At 47.0% G+C, this 20,175-nt stretch carries 20 protein-coding genes and 1 riboswitch; of the genes, 14 read left to right on the top strand and 6 right to left on the bottom strand.

Annotated features, from left to right (window positions below; translation table 11 throughout):
* Positions 1–224: 224 nt before the first annotated feature.
* From BUB66_RS01755 to BUB66_RS01710, 10 genes are all read left to right on the top strand, one after another.
* Positions 225–452 (top strand): CLC_0170 family protein, encoded by a 228-nt coding sequence (locus BUB66_RS01755; protein ID WP_073253750.1) that lies wholly within the window; start codon positions 225–227, stop codon positions 450–452.
* A 17-nt stretch (positions 453–469) separates the two neighbouring features.
* On the top strand, positions 470–2,077 hold the full coding sequence (locus BUB66_RS01750) for a spore germination protein (protein ID WP_073253747.1): 1,608 nt from the start codon (positions 470–472) through the stop codon (positions 2,075–2,077).
* Entirely contained in the window at positions 2,064–3,161 is a 1,098-nt protein-coding gene (locus BUB66_RS01745) for a GerAB/ArcD/ProY family transporter (RefSeq protein ID WP_073253744.1), read from the top strand. The genes BUB66_RS01750 and BUB66_RS01745 overlap by 14 nt, the downstream gene beginning before the upstream one ends.
* On the top strand, positions 3,158–4,291 hold the full coding sequence (locus tag BUB66_RS01740; protein WP_073253741.1) for a Ger(x)C family spore germination protein: 1,134 nt from the start codon (positions 3,158–3,160) through the stop codon (positions 4,289–4,291). The genes BUB66_RS01745 and BUB66_RS01740 overlap by 4 nt, the downstream gene beginning before the upstream one ends.
* 43 nt (positions 4,292–4,334) lie before the next feature.
* The gene (gene spoIIR, locus BUB66_RS01735; RefSeq protein ID WP_073253738.1) at positions 4,335–5,102 is read left to right on the top strand and encodes a stage II sporulation protein R; all 768 of its coding nucleotides are present in this window, start codon (positions 4,335–4,337) and stop codon (positions 5,100–5,102) included.
* Between the two features lie 201 nt (positions 5,103–5,303).
* Positions 5,304–6,812, top strand: coding sequence for an aminotransferase class I/II-fold pyridoxal phosphate-dependent enzyme (locus tag BUB66_RS01730; protein WP_073253736.1), 1,509 nt, complete (start codon positions 5,304–5,306; stop codon positions 6,810–6,812).
* Positions 6,813–6,968: 156 nt separating this feature from the next.
* The gene (locus BUB66_RS01725) at positions 6,969–7,160 is read left to right on the top strand and encodes a small, acid-soluble spore protein, alpha/beta type (RefSeq protein WP_073253733.1); all 192 of its coding nucleotides are present in this window, start codon (positions 6,969–6,971) and stop codon (positions 7,158–7,160) included.
* Between the two features lie 119 nt (positions 7,161–7,279).
* Positions 7,280–8,521 (top strand): outer membrane protein assembly factor BamB family protein, encoded by a 1,242-nt coding sequence (locus BUB66_RS01720; RefSeq protein WP_073253730.1) that lies wholly within the window; start codon positions 7,280–7,282, stop codon positions 8,519–8,521.
* 73 nt (positions 8,522–8,594) lie between these two features.
* Entirely contained in the window at positions 8,595–9,404 is an 810-nt protein-coding gene (murI, locus tag BUB66_RS01715) for a glutamate racemase (protein ID WP_073253728.1), read from the top strand.
* A gap of 88 nt (positions 9,405–9,492) precedes the next feature.
* Positions 9,493–10,503 (top strand): asparaginase, encoded by a 1,011-nt coding sequence (locus BUB66_RS01710; RefSeq protein WP_084098554.1) that lies wholly within the window; start codon positions 9,493–9,495, stop codon positions 10,501–10,503.
* Here BUB66_RS01710 and BUB66_RS01705 read toward each other — a convergent pair.
* The 6 genes from BUB66_RS01705 to BUB66_RS01680 all read right to left on the bottom strand — a co-directional run bounded on the left by BUB66_RS01705 (position 10,489) and on the right by BUB66_RS01680 (position 16,282).
* Positions 10,489–11,157, bottom strand: a complete 669-nt coding sequence (locus tag BUB66_RS01705; RefSeq protein ID WP_073253725.1) for an aspartate/glutamate racemase family protein — start codon at positions 11,155–11,157, stop codon at positions 10,489–10,491. The genes BUB66_RS01710 and BUB66_RS01705 overlap by 15 nt on opposite strands.
* A gap of 15 nt (positions 11,158–11,172) precedes the next feature.
* A complete protein-coding gene (locus BUB66_RS01700) occupies positions 11,173–12,009 on the bottom strand; it encodes a MetQ/NlpA family ABC transporter substrate-binding protein (protein ID WP_073253722.1) in 837 nt (278 codons plus the stop codon).
* Between the two features lie 36 nt (positions 12,010–12,045).
* Positions 12,046–12,699 carry a methionine ABC transporter permease gene (locus tag BUB66_RS01695; RefSeq protein ID WP_073253719.1) on the bottom strand — a complete coding sequence of 218 codons (654 nt, stop codon included), beginning with the start codon at positions 12,697–12,699 and terminating at the stop codon, positions 12,046–12,048.
* Positions 12,692–13,726 (bottom strand): methionine ABC transporter ATP-binding protein, encoded by a 1,035-nt coding sequence (locus BUB66_RS01690; RefSeq protein WP_073253716.1) that lies wholly within the window; start codon positions 13,724–13,726, stop codon positions 12,692–12,694. The genes BUB66_RS01695 and BUB66_RS01690 overlap by 8 nt, the downstream gene beginning before the upstream one ends.
* Positions 13,727–13,796: 70 nt before the next feature.
* Positions 13,797–13,911: riboswitch (SAM riboswitch) on the bottom strand.
* Between the two features lie 429 nt (positions 13,912–14,340).
* Entirely contained in the window at positions 14,341–15,069 is a 729-nt protein-coding gene (locus BUB66_RS01685) for a hypothetical protein (RefSeq protein WP_143156178.1), read from the bottom strand.
* A gap of 190 nt (positions 15,070–15,259) precedes the next feature.
* Positions 15,260–16,282 (bottom strand): DNA methyltransferase, encoded by a 1,023-nt coding sequence (locus tag BUB66_RS01680; RefSeq protein ID WP_244269726.1) that lies wholly within the window; start codon positions 16,280–16,282, stop codon positions 15,260–15,262.
* A gap of 461 nt (positions 16,283–16,743) precedes the next feature.
* Here BUB66_RS01680 and tsaA point away from each other — a divergent pair, with 461 nt between their 5' ends.
* Genes tsaA through BUB66_RS01660 form a run of 4 tightly spaced genes read left to right on the top strand, consistent with a single transcriptional unit; the run spans position 16,744 to position 20,162 of the window.
* Positions 16,744–17,187 carry a tRNA (N6-threonylcarbamoyladenosine(37)-N6)-methyltransferase TrmO gene (tsaA, locus tag BUB66_RS01675; RefSeq protein ID WP_073253711.1) on the top strand — a complete coding sequence of 148 codons (444 nt, stop codon included), beginning with the start codon at positions 16,744–16,746 and terminating at the stop codon, positions 17,185–17,187.
* Positions 17,188–18,315, top strand: coding sequence for an iron ABC transporter substrate-binding protein (locus BUB66_RS01670; RefSeq protein WP_073253708.1), 1,128 nt, complete (start codon positions 17,188–17,190; stop codon positions 18,313–18,315).
* A gap of 24 nt (positions 18,316–18,339) precedes the next feature.
* Positions 18,340–19,413 carry a FecCD family ABC transporter permease gene (locus tag BUB66_RS01665; RefSeq protein WP_073253705.1) on the top strand — a complete coding sequence of 358 codons (1,074 nt, stop codon included), beginning with the start codon at positions 18,340–18,342 and terminating at the stop codon, positions 19,411–19,413.
* Positions 19,410–20,162 carry an ABC transporter ATP-binding protein gene (locus tag BUB66_RS01660; protein ID WP_073253702.1) on the top strand — a complete coding sequence of 251 codons (753 nt, stop codon included), beginning with the start codon at positions 19,410–19,412 and terminating at the stop codon, positions 20,160–20,162. Before BUB66_RS01665 ends, BUB66_RS01660 begins: the two co-directional genes overlap by 4 nt.
* Positions 20,163–20,175 lie beyond the last annotated feature (13 nt).

Genomic DNA, 20,175 nt, shown 5'->3' with positions numbered 1-20,175 from the left:
TCCTGGTGATTCTTTATGGTATCCAGAGTTACGAGGATTTCCATTTTTTAAAGCACCCCTTATCAATTTTTGATTAATTTTCCTTATATAGTTCAAAAGTATAAGTATAAAAATACAAAACATCAAGATGTTTGAGGAAAATTTTTTGCACCTTAAAGCGGAATAAAATGACACATCAAAGAGAAAATACATAATGAAAATCACAAAAAAGGTGGTAGCAACTTGTGACTGTATTATCGGAGATACTAAAGATTATTGCCGGAGATTTTAAAGAGGCCTTTACCTTATTTACTGCCATCGTATTCATGGTCACGGGAATATTCATGTTTTTAGTAGAAGCCCGGAGCATGGAGCAAAAGAATCTGAAGGCGGAAAGGCTTTTGCTGAGAATATTAGGGGTCATTTACACTATTGGCAGTTTGTTGACATACATAATATTTATCAGCCGGTGAGGCAGGGGTGATAAATTGTGGGAATCTTCGACACGCTGGGCAGCAAAAAGAAGACCGAGATATATTACGAAAGGGATATGACTCCTGACACCAGCCGCAAGCTTCATAAAGACATCGACGAAAATATAAAGGTATTCAAGGAGTATCTGGCAGACTGCGACGACTTGATAATAAGGGAATTTGTGATGGGAAACCCCGAAAGGCAAAAGCACAGGATGGCCATGCTAAGCATCGATGGCCTCGTGGACAAGAGGCTTATTCACGAAGAAGTGATGAAGTCCTTGATGTTATACGCCAGGCAGACACCGCTGGAATACAGTGCCGGGGATAAGTTTTTCGAGCTCATAAAAGAAGGGCTGCTCACCGTCGCAGAGATAAAAGAAGCGGATAATTTCGGGGAGCTGGTGCTGGCAGTTCTCTCGGGGGATACAGCTTTGATAATTGACAAGTTGACAAGGGCCGTAATATTAAATACAAAAGGATGGGAAAAGAGAGGGGTCGAGGAACCTCTCACGGAAGCAGTCATAAGGGGGCCGAGGGAAGGGTTTACAGAGACCTACAGGGTCAATGTGGCATTAGTTCGCCGAAGGCTTAGGGACCCAAATCTGAAAGTAAAGACAATAAAGCTGGGAAGGCACACCAGGACCGACGTGGGGGTGCTTTACATCAAGGGAATTGCAAACCCTTCCATCGTGGAAGAGGTCTTAAAGAGGTTAAACAAGGTGGACATAGATGGTGTGCTGGAAAGCGGCTATATAGAGCAGATGATTGAAGACAACTGGGTTTCGTTTTTTCCGCAGTTCAGGCGCACCGAAAGGCCCGACGTGGCGGCGGCTGCTCTTTTAGAAGGAAATGTAGTGATAATTTGCGACACTACTCCTTTTGTGCTTATCCTTCCTACTACTTTATTCAGCCTTTTCCACTCGTCGGAGGACTATTACGAAAGGTGGTACATCGCATCACTTGTAAGGTTTCTCAGGTATGTCGCTGCAATTTTAGCCATAGCATCGCCTTCATTTTACGTGGCCATGGTGGCATACCACCCAGGGATGCTCCCAACTGACCTTGCCCTTTCCATCGGGGCGACGAGGGAGGGAGTGCCTTTTTCCACGACGGTGGAAGCCCTCATAATGATGCTTGCGCTGGAAGTGTTAAGGGAAGCGGGAATAAGGCTTCCGGGCCCAATCGGTCAGACTATAGGCATCGTAGGCGGCCTTGTCGTAGGGGAAGCTGCCGTGAGAGCCGGGATAGTGAGCCCAATTATGGTGATCCTTATTGCCATAAATGCCATATCATCCTTTGCAGTTCCCAATTTCAGCGTGGCCATAGGGTTTAGGCTGCTTGCCTTCATATTTTTGATCCTCGCGTCGGTGGCCGGGCTTTACGGCGTCATGCTCGGGTTTTTGGGGCTCACTGTTCACCTTGTGACACTCAAGAGCTTCGGGGTCCCGTACCTTTCTCCCATAATATCGTTTAAATTTGGTACGCTCCGGGACCTGGTGCTCCGGGCGCCGCTTCCAATGCTAAAGGAAAGGCCTGAATACACGATGCCTGCGGATAAGACGAGGGTCCAGGACCCCCGAAAAAAGGAAAGGGGAGGTGAAAAAGAAAATGATGATGGATGACGACCGCATATCAAGCGAGCAGGCGATAGCCCTGGTGGTGAATGCCGCGATAGGTGTGGGGATATTGAGCCTTCCAAGGGTTACCGCAGAAATCGCAGGCCCCGACTGCTGGCTCGCGGTGCTCCTGGGTGGGTTCATAACCCTTCTGGGAGCGTTAGTGGTAGCGCAGATAATAAAAAAGATGGAAGAGAAAACTTTCATTGATTACATTTCGCACACATTAAGTAAGCCTGTTGGAGTGCTGCTTGGCCTGTTGTACGGTATGTATTTTTTGATGATTACGTCGGTAGTCTTGCGAGACTTCGCCGAGGTGATGAAAAATTTCGCCCTGGAGGATACTCCTTTAGAATTTTTCATCGTGACATTGCTTTTGCTCTCCTTTTACCTCGTGCGACACGGCCTTGAGCCGATGGTGAGGCTCATGGTGGTTATTTTTCCTTTTTGGCTTATCCCGGCGGTTGGGATGCTGCTATTAGGCCTTTATGCAGCCGACTTTTCAGAACTTTTGCCTTTTCTGAGGACCCCTCCCAAAAACCTTTTAGAAGGGGCATTAAGTTCGATGCTGAGCCTGGTGGGCTTTGAGGTGCTATTGACTTCAGCACAGGGATTGAAGACGAAAAAGGACATAAACAAAATAATGTGGGTTGCTATAGGGATAATTACTGCATTTTATATTTTTGTAGTTGTCACCGTAGTAGTGGCAATGGGCATAGCCGAAACGACAAGGAGCCTTTGGCCCACCATGTCCGTTGTAAGGCGAATAAGCGTGCCGGGAGAGGTCCTGGAGAGGCTTGATGCATTAGCAGTGGCGCTTTGGGTCCTGGTAGTTTTTACCACTGTATGTGCCTACTATTTCGCAGCTTCCGTCACCTTCACTAATGTATTCAAAGCTAAAGAGTTTAAGATTTTTACCTCGGTACTTTTACCGTGGATATATCTTTTGGCCATGTTCCCGAGGAACATAATGGAGGTCGAATTATGGCTTAAGCTTTCAGGGAACTTTACGCTGATTACCTGTTTTATCCTACCTATATTAATCCTGACCGTGGGTATTATAAGGGCGAAAGCGGGGAAGAAAAAGTGAAGCTAAAAATTGCAGTATTTTTAGTTATGCTGATTTTTGCAGTTTTAACCATATCAGGCTGCTGGGACATGGTGGACATAGACCGCAGGTTTTTCGTTGGGAACATAGGTATAGATAAAGCACCGGTGGAGGGAAAAATCAAAGTAGAGTTCACCATGCCGATAGTCAGGAAAATATCGGGCGAAGGAGGCCAGGGAGGGGGAGGAGGAGGCTCTACCATCGCAACGGTCAGCACTCTTGCAAACTCGATCCACTCCGCATCCCGCCAGATGTCTCGCCGCCTGAGCAGGAGGCTGTTTTTCGAGCACACCCGGGTTATATTGATAGGAGAAGAGGCTGCGAGGGACGGGATTGAGGGTGTAGTTAATTTCCTTTCGAGGAACACCGAAGTAAACCGCCGCGGCAGGATAATGGTGGTAAAAGGGAAGGCAGAAGATGCGCTCAAAGCAAAAAACGAATACGAGACGCTCCTTGCGCTTTATATTTCTAACATCTTTGAAAACTGGAATTTCTGCTCAAGATTTGTTGAGATCACCATAGACGACTTTTTGAAAAAGGCCTATACGACAAAGGGAAATGTCCTCCTCCCGAGGCTGACCCCCGGGAAAACGGATGTCTCGATAGGCGGTGCGGCGGTTGTAAAAAAGTACAAGCTGGTGGGGTGGCTGGATGAAGACGAGACCCTTGGGGTCAACTTCGTCCTGGGAAAAGTGAGGGGTGGAGACTTGACTTTTAAAAAGCCGGGAATGGATTACCCGGTGGTGATGAGCATAGTCCAGATTTCGACTAAGATGGAACTTATAGAGGCCGGAACCTATCCGAAGTTCAAAATAACGCCGGAAATATTAGCCGACATCGTAGAGACGCCGGTCGATATGAAAATAGATGAAAGTGCCTTAAAAAAACTGGAAAAAGACCTAGAAGGAAAGGTGAACCAGATAATATTAAAAGGGGTTAAAAAAGTGCAGAAAGAATTTCAGGTGGATGTCCTTGGCTTCGGCGAATATCTATATAAGTACAAACCCGACGTCTGGGAGTATTACAAGGAGGACTGGGAGAACGTTTTCCCCGATGCAGAAATCATTGTCGATACAAAGGCTACTATCCGCGGTATAGGTGCTTATCTATAGGGGAATAATTTTAGATGGAAAAATTAGCAAGGGGGAGGACAAAATGTCGGCTCTTAAAAAAGTGGCTACAATAACTGCGATGGTGGCGGTGCTTTCCGTTGCTGGTGCACTTGCAGGGGTATCGGGCATAGCGGGTCATAGTATAGATGCCCAAAAAAATCCCACTAATATAATAAGGTTTCACGTAGTGGCCAGTGGCAATTCTAAAGAAGAGCAGGAGCTGAAGCTTCATGTTCGCGATGCGGTGTTGAAAGCACTGGAAGATGACCTTTCTAATTTCGACAATATAGATGAAGCTAGGGATTATATTAAGTCTCACCTCGAAACCATAGAGGCCATAGCAAAAAAAGTAGTAAGAGAAAGAGGAAAGGATTACGATGTAAAAGCCCTCTTCGGCAAGTTCCAATTTCCCGTAAAGACCTACGGTTTTATCACCCTCCCGCCAGGCGAATATGAGGCATTGAGGATTATTATAGGGAAAGGAGAAGGCAAAAACTGGTGGTGCATCCTGTTCCCGCCGCTTTGCTTCGTGGACATCACCCACGGTATAGCAAAAGAAGAGCCAAAATTGGTGGAAAATCAAAGCTTGATGGCAGGCGAAAGTAGCAAAAAAGAAAATAAAGCGCAGGAACATAAGAAAGGCAATAAAGTACAAGCGTCTGCAAAAAAAACCGAAAGCAAAGGGAACTGCGTAGATATTATTGAAACCAGAGAAAAAGTGCCTGTAGTGGTAAAATTCAAAACTGCGGATTGGCTTCAGGCGGCGTGGGATAAGTTCCAGCAGAGCTTTAAACTTGCCGCAAATAATTGAAAAGCGGCATTAAACGGGCATATTTCGCCGGAATTTTCGATTAACCCAAATGGCGTGGATAATATTAGGTTATAAAAATATTTATTCATTATTACACCGTTTCTTAACAAAAAATTAACATTTTGTTCTGGTTTTTATATTGAAATTCCACTCGTTCTGTGCTTTAATTAGTATGTTAAAAAGATGGGAGGGAGACTGATTATGAGAGTTGAGGAACAGCAAGAAACGCCGCTCTTTACCGCCCTAAAAAAGTACGTGGAAGACGGCACCATATCTTTCCACGTGCCGGGGCATAAGGGCGGCAGGGGAATTCCAGAATTCAGGGAATTTGTAGGAGAAAATATTCTGGCCATTGATGTCACCGCAGGCCTCCTCGGCCTTGACAACGTCTGCAACCCCCTTGGCGTAATCAAAAGGGCAGAAGAATTGGCAGCAGATGCCTTCGGTGCTGACCATGCCCACTTCTTGGTAAATGGCACTACTTCGGGCATCCAGGCTATGATCCTTTCGGTGGCAGGGCCCGGAGATGAGATATTAATCCCGCGAAATGCCCATCGTTCGGTGGTCGGAGGCCTGATATTGAGCGGTGCAAGGCCAGTTTATATAAAGCCCGTGATAGACGATTACATGGGAATTGCCATGGGCATCACTCCGGAAAGCGTAAGGCGAGCTTTGGTGGAGCACCCTAACGCCAAGGCCGTTTTCGTTATAAACCCCACTTATTACGGCGTGGCATCGAACCTCAAAGAGATAGTAGAAATTGCCCACGCCTTTGAAAAGCCTGTAATAGTGGACGAGGCCCACGGAGCCCACTTCGGCTTTCATCCGGAGCTTCCTCTTTCTGCGATGGAGGCCGGCGCAGACATGAGCGCCGCCAGCGTCCACAAGCTCGTGGGGTCCATGACGCAAAGCTCCATACTGCTGGTAAAAGGGAATCTGGTTGACGACAAAAGAGTAAAGGCAGCCATGAATTTGACCCAGACCACCAGCCCTTCCTATCCTTTGATGGCATCGCTCGATGTTGCTCGAAAACAGATAGCCTTGAAGGGCAGGGAGATGCTTGAAAGGACCATAAAACTTTGCGAAGAGGCAAGGAGTAAGCTCAATTCCATAGACGGAATATACGTGATGGGAAGGGAAATCGAAGGCACCGAGGGGTGCTACGCATACGACCCGACGAAACTTGCCATTAACGTTAGGGAGCTAGGGCTTTCCGGCTTTGAAGTAGAAAGGATACTGAGGTACGAATATCATATCCAGGTAGAACTTTCCGACCTTTATAACGTTTTGGCTGTAGGCGCCATAGGCGACAGCGAAGAGAGCTTGGCTGCCTTGGTCGATGCCATAAAAGAAATAGCGCAAAAATACGCGAGGAAAAACGTCATAAAGATTGCTGCAAGCCTCCCGGAAAACCAGGAACTGGTGGTTTCGCCTAGGTTTGCATTCTACAGCGAAAAAAGGGTTATGCATCTTGAGGAGTCAGAAGGCGAAATCAGCGCCGAGATGCTGATGGCGTACCCGCCCGGAATACCTATTATATGTCCTGGAGAGCGCATTACAAGAGAAGTCATAGAATACGCAAAGGCACTCAAGGCCGAAGGCTGCCACCTGCAGGGCACCGAAGACCCCGAAACCAATTTCATAAAGGTGCTGGCCGACAGGGAAAGCGTGGAAATGGAGTATTACCGGCAGGCCGAACAGGTCGGATGAAAGCGGTCAAGAGCCCCTGATTAAAAGGGGCTTTTATGGTATGCAGGGAATTAAATTTTTTAACAATAAATGGCAAAATTAGAGGGTACTATCAACATATTTTTCTGCTTATTACGCACCATAATAATGTGCGAAAAAATTTAAGGAGGGAGCTTGATGGCCCGAAGGCGCGGCGTCATGTCTGAAGCCCTCAAGTACGAACTTGCAAAAGAGCTTGGGGTGGCGGATATCGTCGCGAGAGAGGGTTGGGGAAGCGTGTCTTCCAGGGACTGCGGCAACCTGGTAAGGCTTGCCATAGAAAGAGCAGAGCGAATGCTCATGGAAGACAGCGCGAAAAATAAAAAATAGCTCCCGAGGGCGCACAGCCAGGGCTTTTAAAAACCCTGGCTTTATATTTTTCACAAAAAAAATTCATTGCGAATAATCTGAGATTATGGGGGGTAAAATGCCGGGGTAGGTGGTGAAGGGTGCGGCTTGTTTATATCCAAGGGGGTAGCAGGGAACTTCGAAAAACGAGGCCTTATATGGTGGGTACTGATGTAAGGCACATTCAACAGGCACTAAAGTGGTTCGGACTTTATTGCGGAAAGGTCGACGGCGTATTCGGCCCTGAGACTGAGCACGCCGTTAGGAAGTTTCAAAGATTAATGAAAATAAAGCCGACCGGGATTGCTGACGGAATTTTCTTCGATGTTCTGCAAAAGATGATAAAAAAAGGGGCCGGAGAATGGGTGACGCTAAAAAGAGATTTTTGCCATACCGGTCATTCTCCGGTGTTTTTGGGCTCATCCCTTGAGGTTTCGAAACTGGCAAAAGTAAAAGGGCTGGTTGCCCTAACCGCAAAGAAAAACTCGGTTTTTGTTGCAGAGGAAAATTCAATAGGGGCCTTCGACCTTGGAAACAAAAAATTTAAGTGGAGGAAAAAGATTTCCCCGAGCTCTATGAGCCTTGCCCAGGAGGCAGTTTTAGTTTCAGCATCTTCGCTAGTTGCATTAGATGCCTATTCCGGTGAGGCAAAATTTGAATTTGCCCGTGATGATTTTGAATCTCCTGCTGTAGCAAATGAAAATGGCGTGTACGCCTCATCAAGGAGTGGAGTTTTATACGCCCTGAACTGGAGTGGGGAAATAATGTGGCGGTACAGGACAGGTGCTGACTACATCACCCCTATGACTTTAGCCTTGGATTTTTTGTATTTCGGCTCACTTTCAGTAGTATACTGCCTAGATGATAAAGGCGCGCTATTTTGGAAAGCAAGACTTCCCGGGTTCATAAAAGGGCCTGTTTCGGTTTTTGAAAAAAAAGCGTTTGCGGTAAACGATGAAGGAAGCATATTTTGCCTGGATGCGAGGACGGGGAAGATGCTCTGGAATAAAAATTTTGGGGAAAAAATTCATGCGCTCTGTTTTTTGGAAAAAAGTGCGATTGTTGTAGCTAGTAGCGGAAAGGTAATGTCCATTGATACCGAAGAAGGAAATGTAAAGTGGGAAGAGGATTTAAATGTGTCCCCTGCCGCATTGCCTCTTTCATGCGCCGATGCTATATTTATTCCCACCGATGCTGGCCTTGTGATGCTAAAGCCCGGCGGTGAAAGAGTAAAGACGTATTTTGAAGGAAGGAGTATAAGTCATGTCATACAGGCAAGACTTGGACTGTTAGTCGCTGCAGATGGCTGTTTGTGGGATTTTTCTCCGCTGGAAAGATTATAAAAACTGGTGTAAACTAAATAATATTATTATCACAAAGATAAAAAGTTTTTATACTTGCGCAGGAGGTCGGAATATGGAAAGTCAAAAACCAATAGGAATCTTCGACTCCGGCATCGGTGGACTTACGGTGGCAAAGGAAATAATGAACCTTATGCCTTGGGAAAATATAGTTTATCTGGGCGATACTGCAAGGGTGCCTTACGGTTCCAAATCCAAGGAGACCATCACCCGGTTTGCCAAAGAGGGAGTAAGTTTTCTTATGAAACAAGATGTGAAGATGATTGTGATCGCCTGCAACACCGTCAGTGCTACGTGCTTGGAAAAGCTTCAAGACATGTTGCCTGTACCGGTGGTCGGAGTTATAGAACCGGGAGCCAGGGCAGCCGTGAAAGCTACAAAAAACAGGAAGGTGGGGGTGATAGGCACCGAGCGGACGGTAAAAAGTGGAGCTTATGAAAGGGCAATACGCGCCATAAATGAGAATATAGCTATATTTTCAAGAGCGTGCCCCCTATTTGTGCCCCTAGTTGAAGAAGGTTGGCTGGAAAACGAAGTCGCATACCATACGGCAAAAATTTACCTTGCTCCGCTTCAAAAAGAGGGTATAGACACGCTGGTGCTGGGATGTACCCATTACCCCCTCCTGAAACCGACGTTAAAGAAAGTAATGGGAGATAAAGTTACATTGGTAGATTCGGCGCTTGAAACTGCCAGGGAAGTAGCAGCCATACTTTTTGAAAAAGGCCTGGAAAGGGGACAAGGGCTCTTACCTCATTATAAATTTTTTGTGAGCGACGACCCGGAAAGGTTTATAAAAGTGGGCGAGGCATTTTTACAGCGCCCCATAAATCCTATAAACGTAGTAGACCCCGAGCACTGGTAATTATGGTATAATTTGTACATCGTATGCTTAGTATATTTGCGGGGAATGAATATTATGACAGACAAGTTACTTAAAAGGAGGGAAATGGATGAACTTAAAAATAAAAAAATTGGCATTTCTTGCAACAGGCGGTACCATCGCCTCGGTACCCGGTCCTGAGGGTTTAAGGCCTGCCTTTACTGAGAAAGAAATGCTCGCACTTTTGCCTGAACTTTCGGATTTTGCGCAAATAGAAGGGAAGCTCATAATGAACATAGACAGTTCCAATATGCAGCCTGAGGACTGGGTGACCATAGCCAGGGCGGTGAGCGATGCGCTTTATGATTTTGACGGAGTGGTGATTTCCCACGGCACCGATACCATGGCATACACTGCAGCGGCCCTTACATACATGCTCACCTATTTAAAAAAGCCGGTAGTGCTGACCGGCGCCCAAAAATCCATCGGCGAGGAAAAAAGCGACGCCAGAAAAAATCTGCTCGACAGCTTCAGGGTGGCCGCTTCGGGCCGGCCCGGTGTTTTCGTGGTCTTTGACGGAAAGGTTATTTTCGGCGACAGAGCGAGCAAGATGAAAACCTCGAGCTTTGATGCCTTCTGGAGCGTAAACGCTCCTTATGCCGGCAAGGTGTGCGAAGGGGCCATCGAATGGGATGAGGAGGCCTTGAAGGCCGAAGGGAGGCGGATTGCAAAAGTTTGGAACCTTATCGCCGAAAGAGGAGAAATAAACCCTGAGGAAAAAAAAGCTTGCCCTGCCGTCCTTTACGACAGGCTCGACACCAGGGTGCTTCTTGTCAAACTCTACCCGGGCATCGAGCCAGAAGTGCTGCTTTTTGCCAAAGAAAAGGGTTACCATTCGGTGCTGATAGAAAGTTTCGGGGCGGGGGGTATAACGTTCCGTCCGCCGCGGAACCTTCTTCCTGCCATCCGTGAACTTGTAGAGTCGGAAATAACGGTGGCGGTCACCACCCAGGTGCCCTTCGAAGGGGTGGACCTGACTCTCTACGAGGTCGGAGTAAAGGCCCTGGAAGCCGGAGTCGTCTCTATGGGTGCGGACACAAAAGAGGCGGCCTTGGCAAAATTGATATTAAAATGCGTTTAAGCGTAAAACGAAATCTCTCAGCACTTCCTCCATCGGGTCGACGACTGTTACATCGAGCTTTTCTTCGAGTATTTTTTTCAAATAGGGGAAGTGCGTGCAGCCGAGCACCAGTCCCTCGGCTCCGAAACTTTTTGGCAAGAAATTGGCAAGGTTGAACTTCTCGAAGATGTCTTCCGGCGGCATTAAATTTTCAATGGCATTCACCACCGGGAGGAGGGTAACTCCGATGACCCGGATGGATGGGTTGCTTTCGTATAGAATCTGTTCTATGACCTTGAGGGACTGGGCGTTGGCGGCCCAGACGATAAGGCGGCTGTATTTTGACGCCAGGTTGCGGTACGATTGAAGTGGTGTTAAGATATAGGAAGAAGGATATTTGTTTTCTACGAGGTTAAAGTCTATGGCTGCCGAAAGAGAATTGCAGTATATCATAATGCTTTTTATGTTCTTTTTATGGAACTCGTCGATAATGGCGATGACTTTTTGAGTAAGGGTATCGGCTTTTTGGTACTGCAGCATATTTTGCTCTTCGGGGTTTGAGGCGGTAGGAATTCCCACCGCATCAAACCCCTTTTTTCTCATGAATTCCACGCCCATTTTTGTGTCTTGAGGCGTTCCGGCGATTACGCCGAAAGTTTTGGAAAAGTATGCCATAAAATCACTCCGCTATTAGAAGGCGGGCACGACGGCCCCTTGATATTTCTCTTCGATGAACTTTTTGACTTCGGGCGAATTCAATGCTTCGGCGAGTTTTTTGAGTTCCGGCCTTGATTCGTCTCCTTTTCGGACCACCAACACGTTTACATAGGGCGAGTTGGCATCTTCAATGATGAGCGCGTCCTTTGTGGGAACGAGCCCTGCCTCCAGAGCATAGTTGGTATTGATCACCGCCAGGTCCACGTCCGGCAGTACCCGGGGGAGGGTTGCAGCCTCAAGTTCGGTTATCTTCAAACCTTTTGGATTTTCAACAATGTCGCCAACTGTAGCTTTTATCCCCTCCTCAGGCTTTAATTTAATGAGTCCCGCTGTTTGCAGGAGCAAAAGAGCTCTTCCGGCATTGGTCGGGTCGTTGGGTATGGCGACGGTGGCTCCTTCTTTTAGTTCGCCAAGATTTTTAATCTTTTGGGAATAGGCCCCCATGGGCTCGATGTGGACCTTTGCGATGTAGGTCAAATCTAGATTGTGCTCCTTTGAAAACTCCTCAAGGTACGGAATGTGCTGGAAATAGTTGGCGTCGAGTTCCTTTTCTGCCAATTTCAAATTGGGCTGAACATAGTCGGTAAATTCCACAATTTCTAGATTAATCCCCTCTTTTTCCAGAATCGGCTTTACAACTTCCAGGATTTCGGCATGGGGCACCGGAGAAGCTCCAACCTTTATCGTCACTTTTTCATTTTGCACCTGCTGATTTGCGCTATTTTCGCTGGCAGATTGATTTTGCCCGCATCCCGAAAGCAGGAATGCAAGGATGCTGAGTGTTAAAAACACCGCAAGAAATTTTTTCATTCAAGGTCCCTCCTTAATGCAAAAATTTTTGATTGATTAACGATGTTTGGAAAGGGACTTTACCACCAAATCTCCAAGGACCTGGATGAGCTGCACCATAATCACGAGTATTGCCACGGTGTAGAGCATGATGTCGAGCATGAAGCGCTGGTATCCATAGCGCACCGCCAGGTCTCCTAGTCCACCACCTCCTATCACGCCGGCCATGGCGGAATACCCCACCAGGTTTATGGCGGTTATAGTTATTCCAGCGGCGATCGAAGGCAGGGCCTCGGGGATTAAAACTTTTGTGATGACCTGAAAAGGAGACGCCCCCATGGCCTGTGCCGCTTCGATGACGCCGCGGTCTACCTCGCGCAAGGCCGTTTCGGTGAGCCTTCCCATAAAGGGAATGGCTGCCACCGAAAGGGGAACTATGGCGGCCGTGGTGCCTATGGATTTTCCCACGAGCCACCGGGTAAAGGGAATGAGCATTATTAACAAAATGACGAAAGGAATGGAACGGAATATATTGACGATGGTGCCCAAAGCTTTATTCAAGGGGCTGTTTTCCAAAATCCTTCCTCTGTCGGTGGAATAAAGCAGGACGCCGAGAGGTATCCCGAAAATGGATGCTATGAGCACCGACACCGCCACCATGTAGATAGTCTCACGGGTTGCACTAAAAAGCAGCTTTACACTTTCAGCCAATTTCCACCACCTCCACGTCAAGGCCTATATATTGCAAGTATGAAAGAGCCCTGTCGGCCGTCCCGTTTTTCCCCTCGAACTGCACCACCAAAGTTCCAAAGGGAGTACCTTGGATGTGGTCTATGTTTCCGTACAGGATATTGGTGTTCACGCCGAATTTTTTCACAACCTCCGAGAGGATGGGCTTTGCAGTAATTTTACCGAAAAATCCTATTTTGACCACGCGGCCCTCTGCCAGGTTTCCGTTTAAGGCCTTTATTTTCACTTTAAGCTCTTCGGGAATTTCGCAGATGAAAATAGATTTTAAAAAGTTGCGAGCCGTCTGAGTTTTCGGCCTTGAAAATATTTCGAAAGTCGTCCCCTGCTCCACCACCCGGCTTTTTTCTATAACTGCCACTTTGTTGCATATTTGCTTTATCACGTTCATCTCATGGGTCACGACCACCATGGTGATGCCCAGCTTCTCGTTGATGTCTTTTAAAAGTTTCAGGATTGAAAAGGTGGTTTCCGGGTCCAGTGCCGAAGTCGCCTCATCGCAGAGCAGAACTTTCGGGTCGCAGGCAAGAGCCCGGGCGATGCCGACTCTTTGTTTTTGCCCTCCCGAAAGCTGCGAAGGGAAGGACTTTGCCTTGTCGGAAAGCCCAACCAGATTCAAGAGATTTTCTACCTTTTCGTTTATGGTTTTCCTGTCAAAACCGGCTATTTCCAGCGGAAAGGCCACATTCCCCCACACGGTCCGGGAGGAAAGCAGGTTGAAGTGCTGGAAAATCATGCCGATTTTCTTGCGCATCTCTTTAAGCTCTTTGGGGGAAAGTCCGGTCATCTCCACGCCGTCTATTTCTATAGAGCCTGATGTGGGCTTTTCCAGCAAATTGATGCACCGAAGTAGGGTGCTTTTCCCTGCGCCGCTTAAACCTATTATTCCGAAAATGTCTCCTTTTTCGATGTCGAGATTTATGCCGTCTAACGCTTTGACGGTTCCCGAAGCCGAAGTGTAGACCTTTGTGAGATTCCTTATCCGAATCAATTAAATCCCTCCCCTTCCCAAAAATGCAACAAAAAACCCCCTTCTGACATCGAGAAGAGGGTTAAAAAACCTCTTATCTGCCAGAACGTAACGTTCTGCTGGAATTAGCACCGCTGCAACTGCGCTCGCAGTTGCCGGTTGCCGGGTTTCATCGGGCCAGTCCCTCCACCTGCTCTCGATAAGAGTTTTCTTATTCAATTTTGATGATATAAATATTAACATTCATTTAGGATTATGTCAATCGATTTTTTTAGGGAAGCACGCAGGATAGAATAACCCCTTATGGTTGTTGCATCAGCCCTTCAATATTAAAGCCGCTAAGGAGTTGTTTTTTAACTGATGTCAAGGATGCTGAATGGATTGCAAATTTACTGCGTCACGGCCTTCTAAAGGGCAGCTTATAGGTATGGGCTTACTTTTTTATTGCTTTTTTTCGGAACATTATTTTCAGGATAGACTAGAAATTGATTTATCATAGTACCGTTGGTAGTATTTGTACTTTATGGAAAATTATATCATAACTTCAGTGATATTATTTTGTTTTCCAGATTTCAAAATTCAGAAGCTAGTCGCTCTATTTCCCGGAAGAAGAGCTCTTCTAGCTAGCTGTTCCTCTAGGAATCAGTCCCGCTCTCTTCCCATATTAAACGCCGCAAACCGGTTAATATCATCCAAACACTTTCTATTTTTCCTTCATTTTTACCGTACCTACCTTGTTCTATCTCTCGTTCAAATCGTTCAAATTCCTGCTCTATTTCCTCTCGCGTTCTTCCTTCACTAAAAATTTTCACAAATCGCAACCAATGACGAATCTCGATACCCGCTATACGTTCGTTATATATTTCCTCTATGTATTCTTCCATAATACCTGTTCTGGCAATACGCCCAAAATTCTTGCCACGATCGGATACAGGTCTATCGTTAATAGCATCGCTCTTACGCGGATAGGGACGTACATCTTCAGGCACTATGATTCCTCTATCGTCCTCGGTCTGTCTAGTATGCTCCCAATAATAATTCCGCCATGCAGCGACATACCTTGCGTTTTCCACGAATGGTTTTAGGAGTTTCGGACGTCCAGAAATAACTTGTGATAATAGCCAGGGCACAATAACAACCAAATCCGCAGGTGCGCATGCCTCTTTTGTAGCACAGAATCGAAAGTTTGGCTCTTTTTCTTTTGCCAATAGATACCACGTTTTAAGCTCAATGCCAAGAATAGGAGTGATATCTCCTCCGCCCGATTTCGTGAGAAGAACATCAGGAAACGTCTGCGCCTGGCGAATGAACGCATATTCGCTGTACCTGCCTTCCGGGTCCCACACTGACCGTATTTGATTCAAATTATCCACCAGCTGCTGCTCGATCGTCGTCCCTACCGCAGGAGATAACGTTGGAAGATCCGTAAGGCTAACACCTTCAATGTACGTATCTGTGTGAAATTGGTAAGGAAGATTGTAAAGAGCCTCTTTGACGTTAACCCATAAGTTATAGTGTTCCCATTCCCTACTCGGTTCTTCACGTATTGGTGTCCTAGGACCTGTCATACGTCTTCAACCTTTCAATAGCAATTTTAAAGTATCTAGGGTTAATTTCAGCACTGTAATGGACTCGGCCCAACTTATGGGATGCAATGGCCTCCGTACACAACCCTCCAAATGGTGCCCAGACAACATCTCCCGGATCAGAGCTAGCCCGAATAATCCGTTCTGTCAGCTTAAGTGGCTTCTGATTAGCATGTAACGCCTTATTGATACGATCAGGAACCTTAATACGTTCAGGACCGCGCACAGACGGTTCATCCCAAACATTCGTAACCCCTGGCTCGCAATAAAACTTTGGGCGCATGTTTGCCCACTCTTTGGCGGTAAGAGGACGCTTCCCGTCAAGCGAGAAATATGGACGGCCGTTCGGGTCTCCGTACTGGTTGGCGTAGGCAACAAGGCGCTCAAAAACGTCCGGCGGTGGACAATACCAAAGGTGATCTTTGGTCAGATACTTTCTTGTGGCTGCATTCTTGACCCCGGCTGCTTCATTGGCTTTTGAAAGGGGAAGACCGCTACGTTCCCATTCATAGCGCAACCATTCCTGCATGGTCATAACCCGATGTCCCACACGGAATTCCGCCCTTCGTACATACTGCACACATACTTCAGTAACAACAGGGTACTTGCGAAGCGTTTTTGTATTAGAGTTGCCAGCTATATGGCTTATACCTTTGTTCCAAATATGACAATTCACAAAAGACCATCCATACTTTTGCAGCACCCCGTGAACATTTGCCCATCCGTGTTCGGAATTCCAAAACCACAGGGTGGTCACAGGAGTAGCCGCCTTCGACCAGGCTACAATATGGGGTTCATACCATTCAGCTAAGACATCAGGCGTCGGCGGATCGCCGGGAAATCCCGCAATACCATAAGGGCCATCTGAAATGATTACAGTTGGGGAAGGCCATTGGTCATACCAGTCCAACGCATCCCCAAGAACAATATGAACCTTATCTCGCACAAACACCCGCTCATCACTATCCAAAGCTAAACCCAGGTTGCTCACACTTTGCAATATTTCACCCCTCTTACCGAACCAGTTTCGCAGATTTTGCTCCTAGCTATAATGTATTCCTCTCTCTCAGAACTGATCTAATTCCTTTTTAACATGAAAATACCAAAAAAAGAGTCTTGAGTCAACCAGAGCCATATTTTTCTAACCAAAAAAGGCAACACTAAAGTAAACCACTGTTTATGTGGCTTCTTTGTTTTTTTATTGCTTTCTACAGTTAATAGCTTATTTTTATGCAACAGCCGATTTCTAATCTGCTGTTTATTCTTTCTACTGCTGTCCTTTTTTTGTAATACTTTTCCCATTTGTAGGTTGAACGGTCTATCGCTATTACGAGACGTATCTTTCAAGATGATTGTTAAAAATTTAACTTGATTGAGTGCAAAAAGTGTGATAAAATTAGTGTTACAAAATTAAAAAAGAGTAACACTATATGTCTGGAAGGGGATGCTTTGATGGAACTTATGCCCATTGGAAAGATTCACAGCCCGTACCGAACGGTGAAGGAAGCACCGCGCCAGGGGCGGCTTTCGGATGATATTTCGGAAATAGAAATTTATCCGAAATTTTGCGGCGGGTTAGAGGGTATAGAAAGTGCGTCTCATCTTATCGTTTTATACTGGTGTCACCTGGCATCGCGGGATACCCTTCAAACCAGAACGCCCTTTGGTCCCGAAATCCGAGGGGTTTTTGCCTGCCGCTCCCCATCCCGGCCCAATCCCATAGCATTTTGCGTGGCCGAGCTGCTGGAGGTCAGAGAAAACCGCCTGGTGGTAAAAGGTCTCGATGCTGTTGACGGCAGTCCTTTGATAGACATAAAGCCATATTCTTCTGATCTTGACAGCATTTCAGGGGCGTGCATCGGTTGGTTCGAAAAATCAAAAAAGGAGGAGAAATAAATGCGCATGAAAGCCTTTAAGGCAATGGCAATGCTGTTTGCCCTGCTTGTTCCCATTATTATGATTAGTGGGTGCGGTGCTAAAACAACTAAGCAGGAAGAAGCAGCGGCAGTGCAGAAAACTGTTGTTACCGACCTGGCCGGCCGGCAGGTACAAGTTCCCGTTCCGGCAAATAAGGTGGTGGCCATCGGCCCCGGTGCCCTGCGGCTGGTTTGCTATGTCAAAGGCGTCAGTAAGGTAGTAGGCGTGGAAAACGTAGAAAAACAGTGGCCCTCCACAGGCCGACCTTACATTTTAGCCTATCCTGAATTAAAAGATTTGCCCGCCATTGGTCCAGGAGGGCCCAATTCCACGCCGGATGCGGAAAAGCTTGCAAAGGTCCAACCTGACGTAATTTTTGTAGTCTCGCTGGTGGACAGGGCTCAGGCAGATGAACTGCAGGCTAAAACGAATATTCCGGTAGTGGTCTTAAGCTACGGCAAGGTTGCCACCTTTGACGAAGATGTTTATAAGTCCCTGAGGCTGATTGGAAAAATTATCGGCAGGGAGGAAAGAGCCCAGGAGGTTATTGATTACATGCAAAAATGCCAGCAGGACTTGCATGATAGGACAAAGGATATTCCTGCAGACAAAAAGCCCAGAGTTTACGTAGGGGCCTTGGGCATGAAGGGGGCGCACGGCATCGAGAGCACCCAGGCCAAATATCCGCCATTTGCAGCTATCAATGCCCGGAATGTGGTTGATGAAACGGGTAAAACAGGGAGTGTCATGATAGACAGGGAAAAACTCCTGAGCTGGGACCCCGATATCATTTTTATCGATGCAGGGGGGCTTTCCCTGGTGTTGGAAGATTACAAGAAAAACCCCCGGTTTTACCAGTCCCTGAGGGCGGTCAAAACAGGCCAGGTTTACAGTCTGATGCCCTATAATTACTACACCACGAACATCGACACCGCCATTGCTGACGCTTATTTTGCCGGAAAAGTGATTTTTCCCGAAAAATTTAAAGATATAGACCCGGCCAAAAAGGCCGATGAGATTTACCAGTTCCTTTTGGGCAAGCCTTTGTACGAACAGATGGCGAAAGATTACGGCGGATTTAGGAAGCTGGAATTTCAAAATCCTTAATATGTACTCGAGGAGAAAGGAAATATGCGGCATCTAGCAATGGAAAACATGCAGGAAAGTTATCTGAGGTATACCCAAAGAAAAGTTTTCATCATTTGCCTGCTTTTTCTTTTAACTATTCTGCTTGGCGTATACGCCATCAATGCTGGTTCTGCGAAAGCTTCGCCGTCCCAGGTATTGTTGACGTTGCTTGGCAAAACACAGGGACATTTAAATATAATTATCTGGAATATCCGGCTGCCCCGGGTGCTGGCGGCTATCACAGCCGGGGCCGGCCTTTCCGTGGCCGGCTGTGTTATGCAAAGCATCTTGCGCAACCCCCTCGCATCTCCCTTTACACTGGGTGTTTCGCAGGGGGCAGCCTTTGGCGCAGCCGTGGCAATTATTGCCCTAGGGGCGGGAAGTGCCCACAGCGCCAGTGCTGACGCGGTAATCATCAACAACCCATACCTAGTTACCATTTCAGCCTTTGTGGGAGCGATGGCGACAACCGTGGTGGTTTTATTCCTGGCCCAGATCAAAGGAGTCACTCCTGAAGCGATGGTCCTAGCCGGGGTGGCTCTGAGCTCGCTTTTTTCAGCCGCCACTATTATTTTGCAGTATTTTGCCAGCGATGTGCAAGTGGCTTCGATCGTCTTCTGGACCTTCGGAGATATTGGCAGGGCTTCCTGGCGTGATCTTGAAATCATGGCCGTGGTAACCGGTGCCGCACTGATATACTTTATGGCGAACCGATGGAATTACAATGCCCTATACGGCGGGGAGGAAACGGCCAAAGGGCTGGGTGTTGATGTGGAGAAAATCAGGATGGCCGGGATGTTCGTAGCATCTCTGGTCACGGCTGTAACTGTTTCATTTCTGGGAATCATCGGTTTTATCGGGCTGGTAGGTCCGCATATAATGAGAAGGATATTGGGCGGCGATCACCGTTTTTTAATCCCGGCTTCTAGTTTAATGGGAGGGCTTTTGCTGCTTGCTTCCGATACCCTGGCCAGGACAATTATTTCCCCGGTTGTTTTACCTGTAGGGGCGATTACCTCCTTTATGGGTGCTCCGCTATTCCTTTATCTTCTCTCTAGGGGGTACAGCAAAAGATGATGCTGGTGGTAGACAAAGTAGAATTCACCTACCGCAGTCGGCCCGTGCTAAGGGATATCAGATTTGAGGTCAATAGGGGTGAACTTTTTTCTATCCTGGGAAACAACGGAGCTGGCAAGTCTACTTTGCTCAAATGCCTGAACAGAATTTTAAAGCCGCAAACGGGGACAATTCTCATTGAAAAAGAAGACCTATCTACGTTAAACCGGCGGGAGGTTGCCCGCCGCCTGGGTTACGTGGCGCAAAGATACGAAAGTGGCCGTTTCACAGTATTCGATGCTGTGCTTTTGGGCAGAAAACCTCACATAAAATGGAGTGCTACCCCAAGAGACCTGAAAATAGTCCAAGATGTTTTACAGGTCCTTGGTATGGAGGAACTTTCACTTCGCTACCTCGACGAGCTGAGCGGAGGAGAGCTTCAGAAAGTTGTCATAGCAAGGGCCCTGGCCCAGGAGCCGCGGGTACTTCTGCTGGACGAACCCACCAGCAACCTGGACTTAAAGAATCAGTTCGAGGTGCTAAAGATTGTAAAAAAAGCTGCCAAGGAACAAAACATTGCAGTGGTGGTAGTAATGCATGATTTAAACCTTGCAATGCGGTTTGCCGATAAATTCCTCCTTTTGAAAAACGGGACGATCTTCGCCTGCGGGGGAATGGAAATAATGACGCCGGAAAACATAGCCAGTGTCTACGGAGTTCAAGTAACGGTGGAAAGGCTTGCGGGAATCCCTGTAGTTGTGCCCCTGTAGGGCTAAACAAGAA

Origin of the sequence: Caldanaerovirga acetigignens (genome assembly GCF_900142995.1) — a bacterium.
GTDB lineage: Bacteria > Bacillota > Thermosediminibacteria > Thermosediminibacterales > Thermosediminibacteraceae > Fervidicola > Fervidicola acetigignens.
The sequence above is the reverse complement of the archived record's forward strand: the minus strand, read 5'-3'. Positions and strand labels throughout refer to the sequence as shown.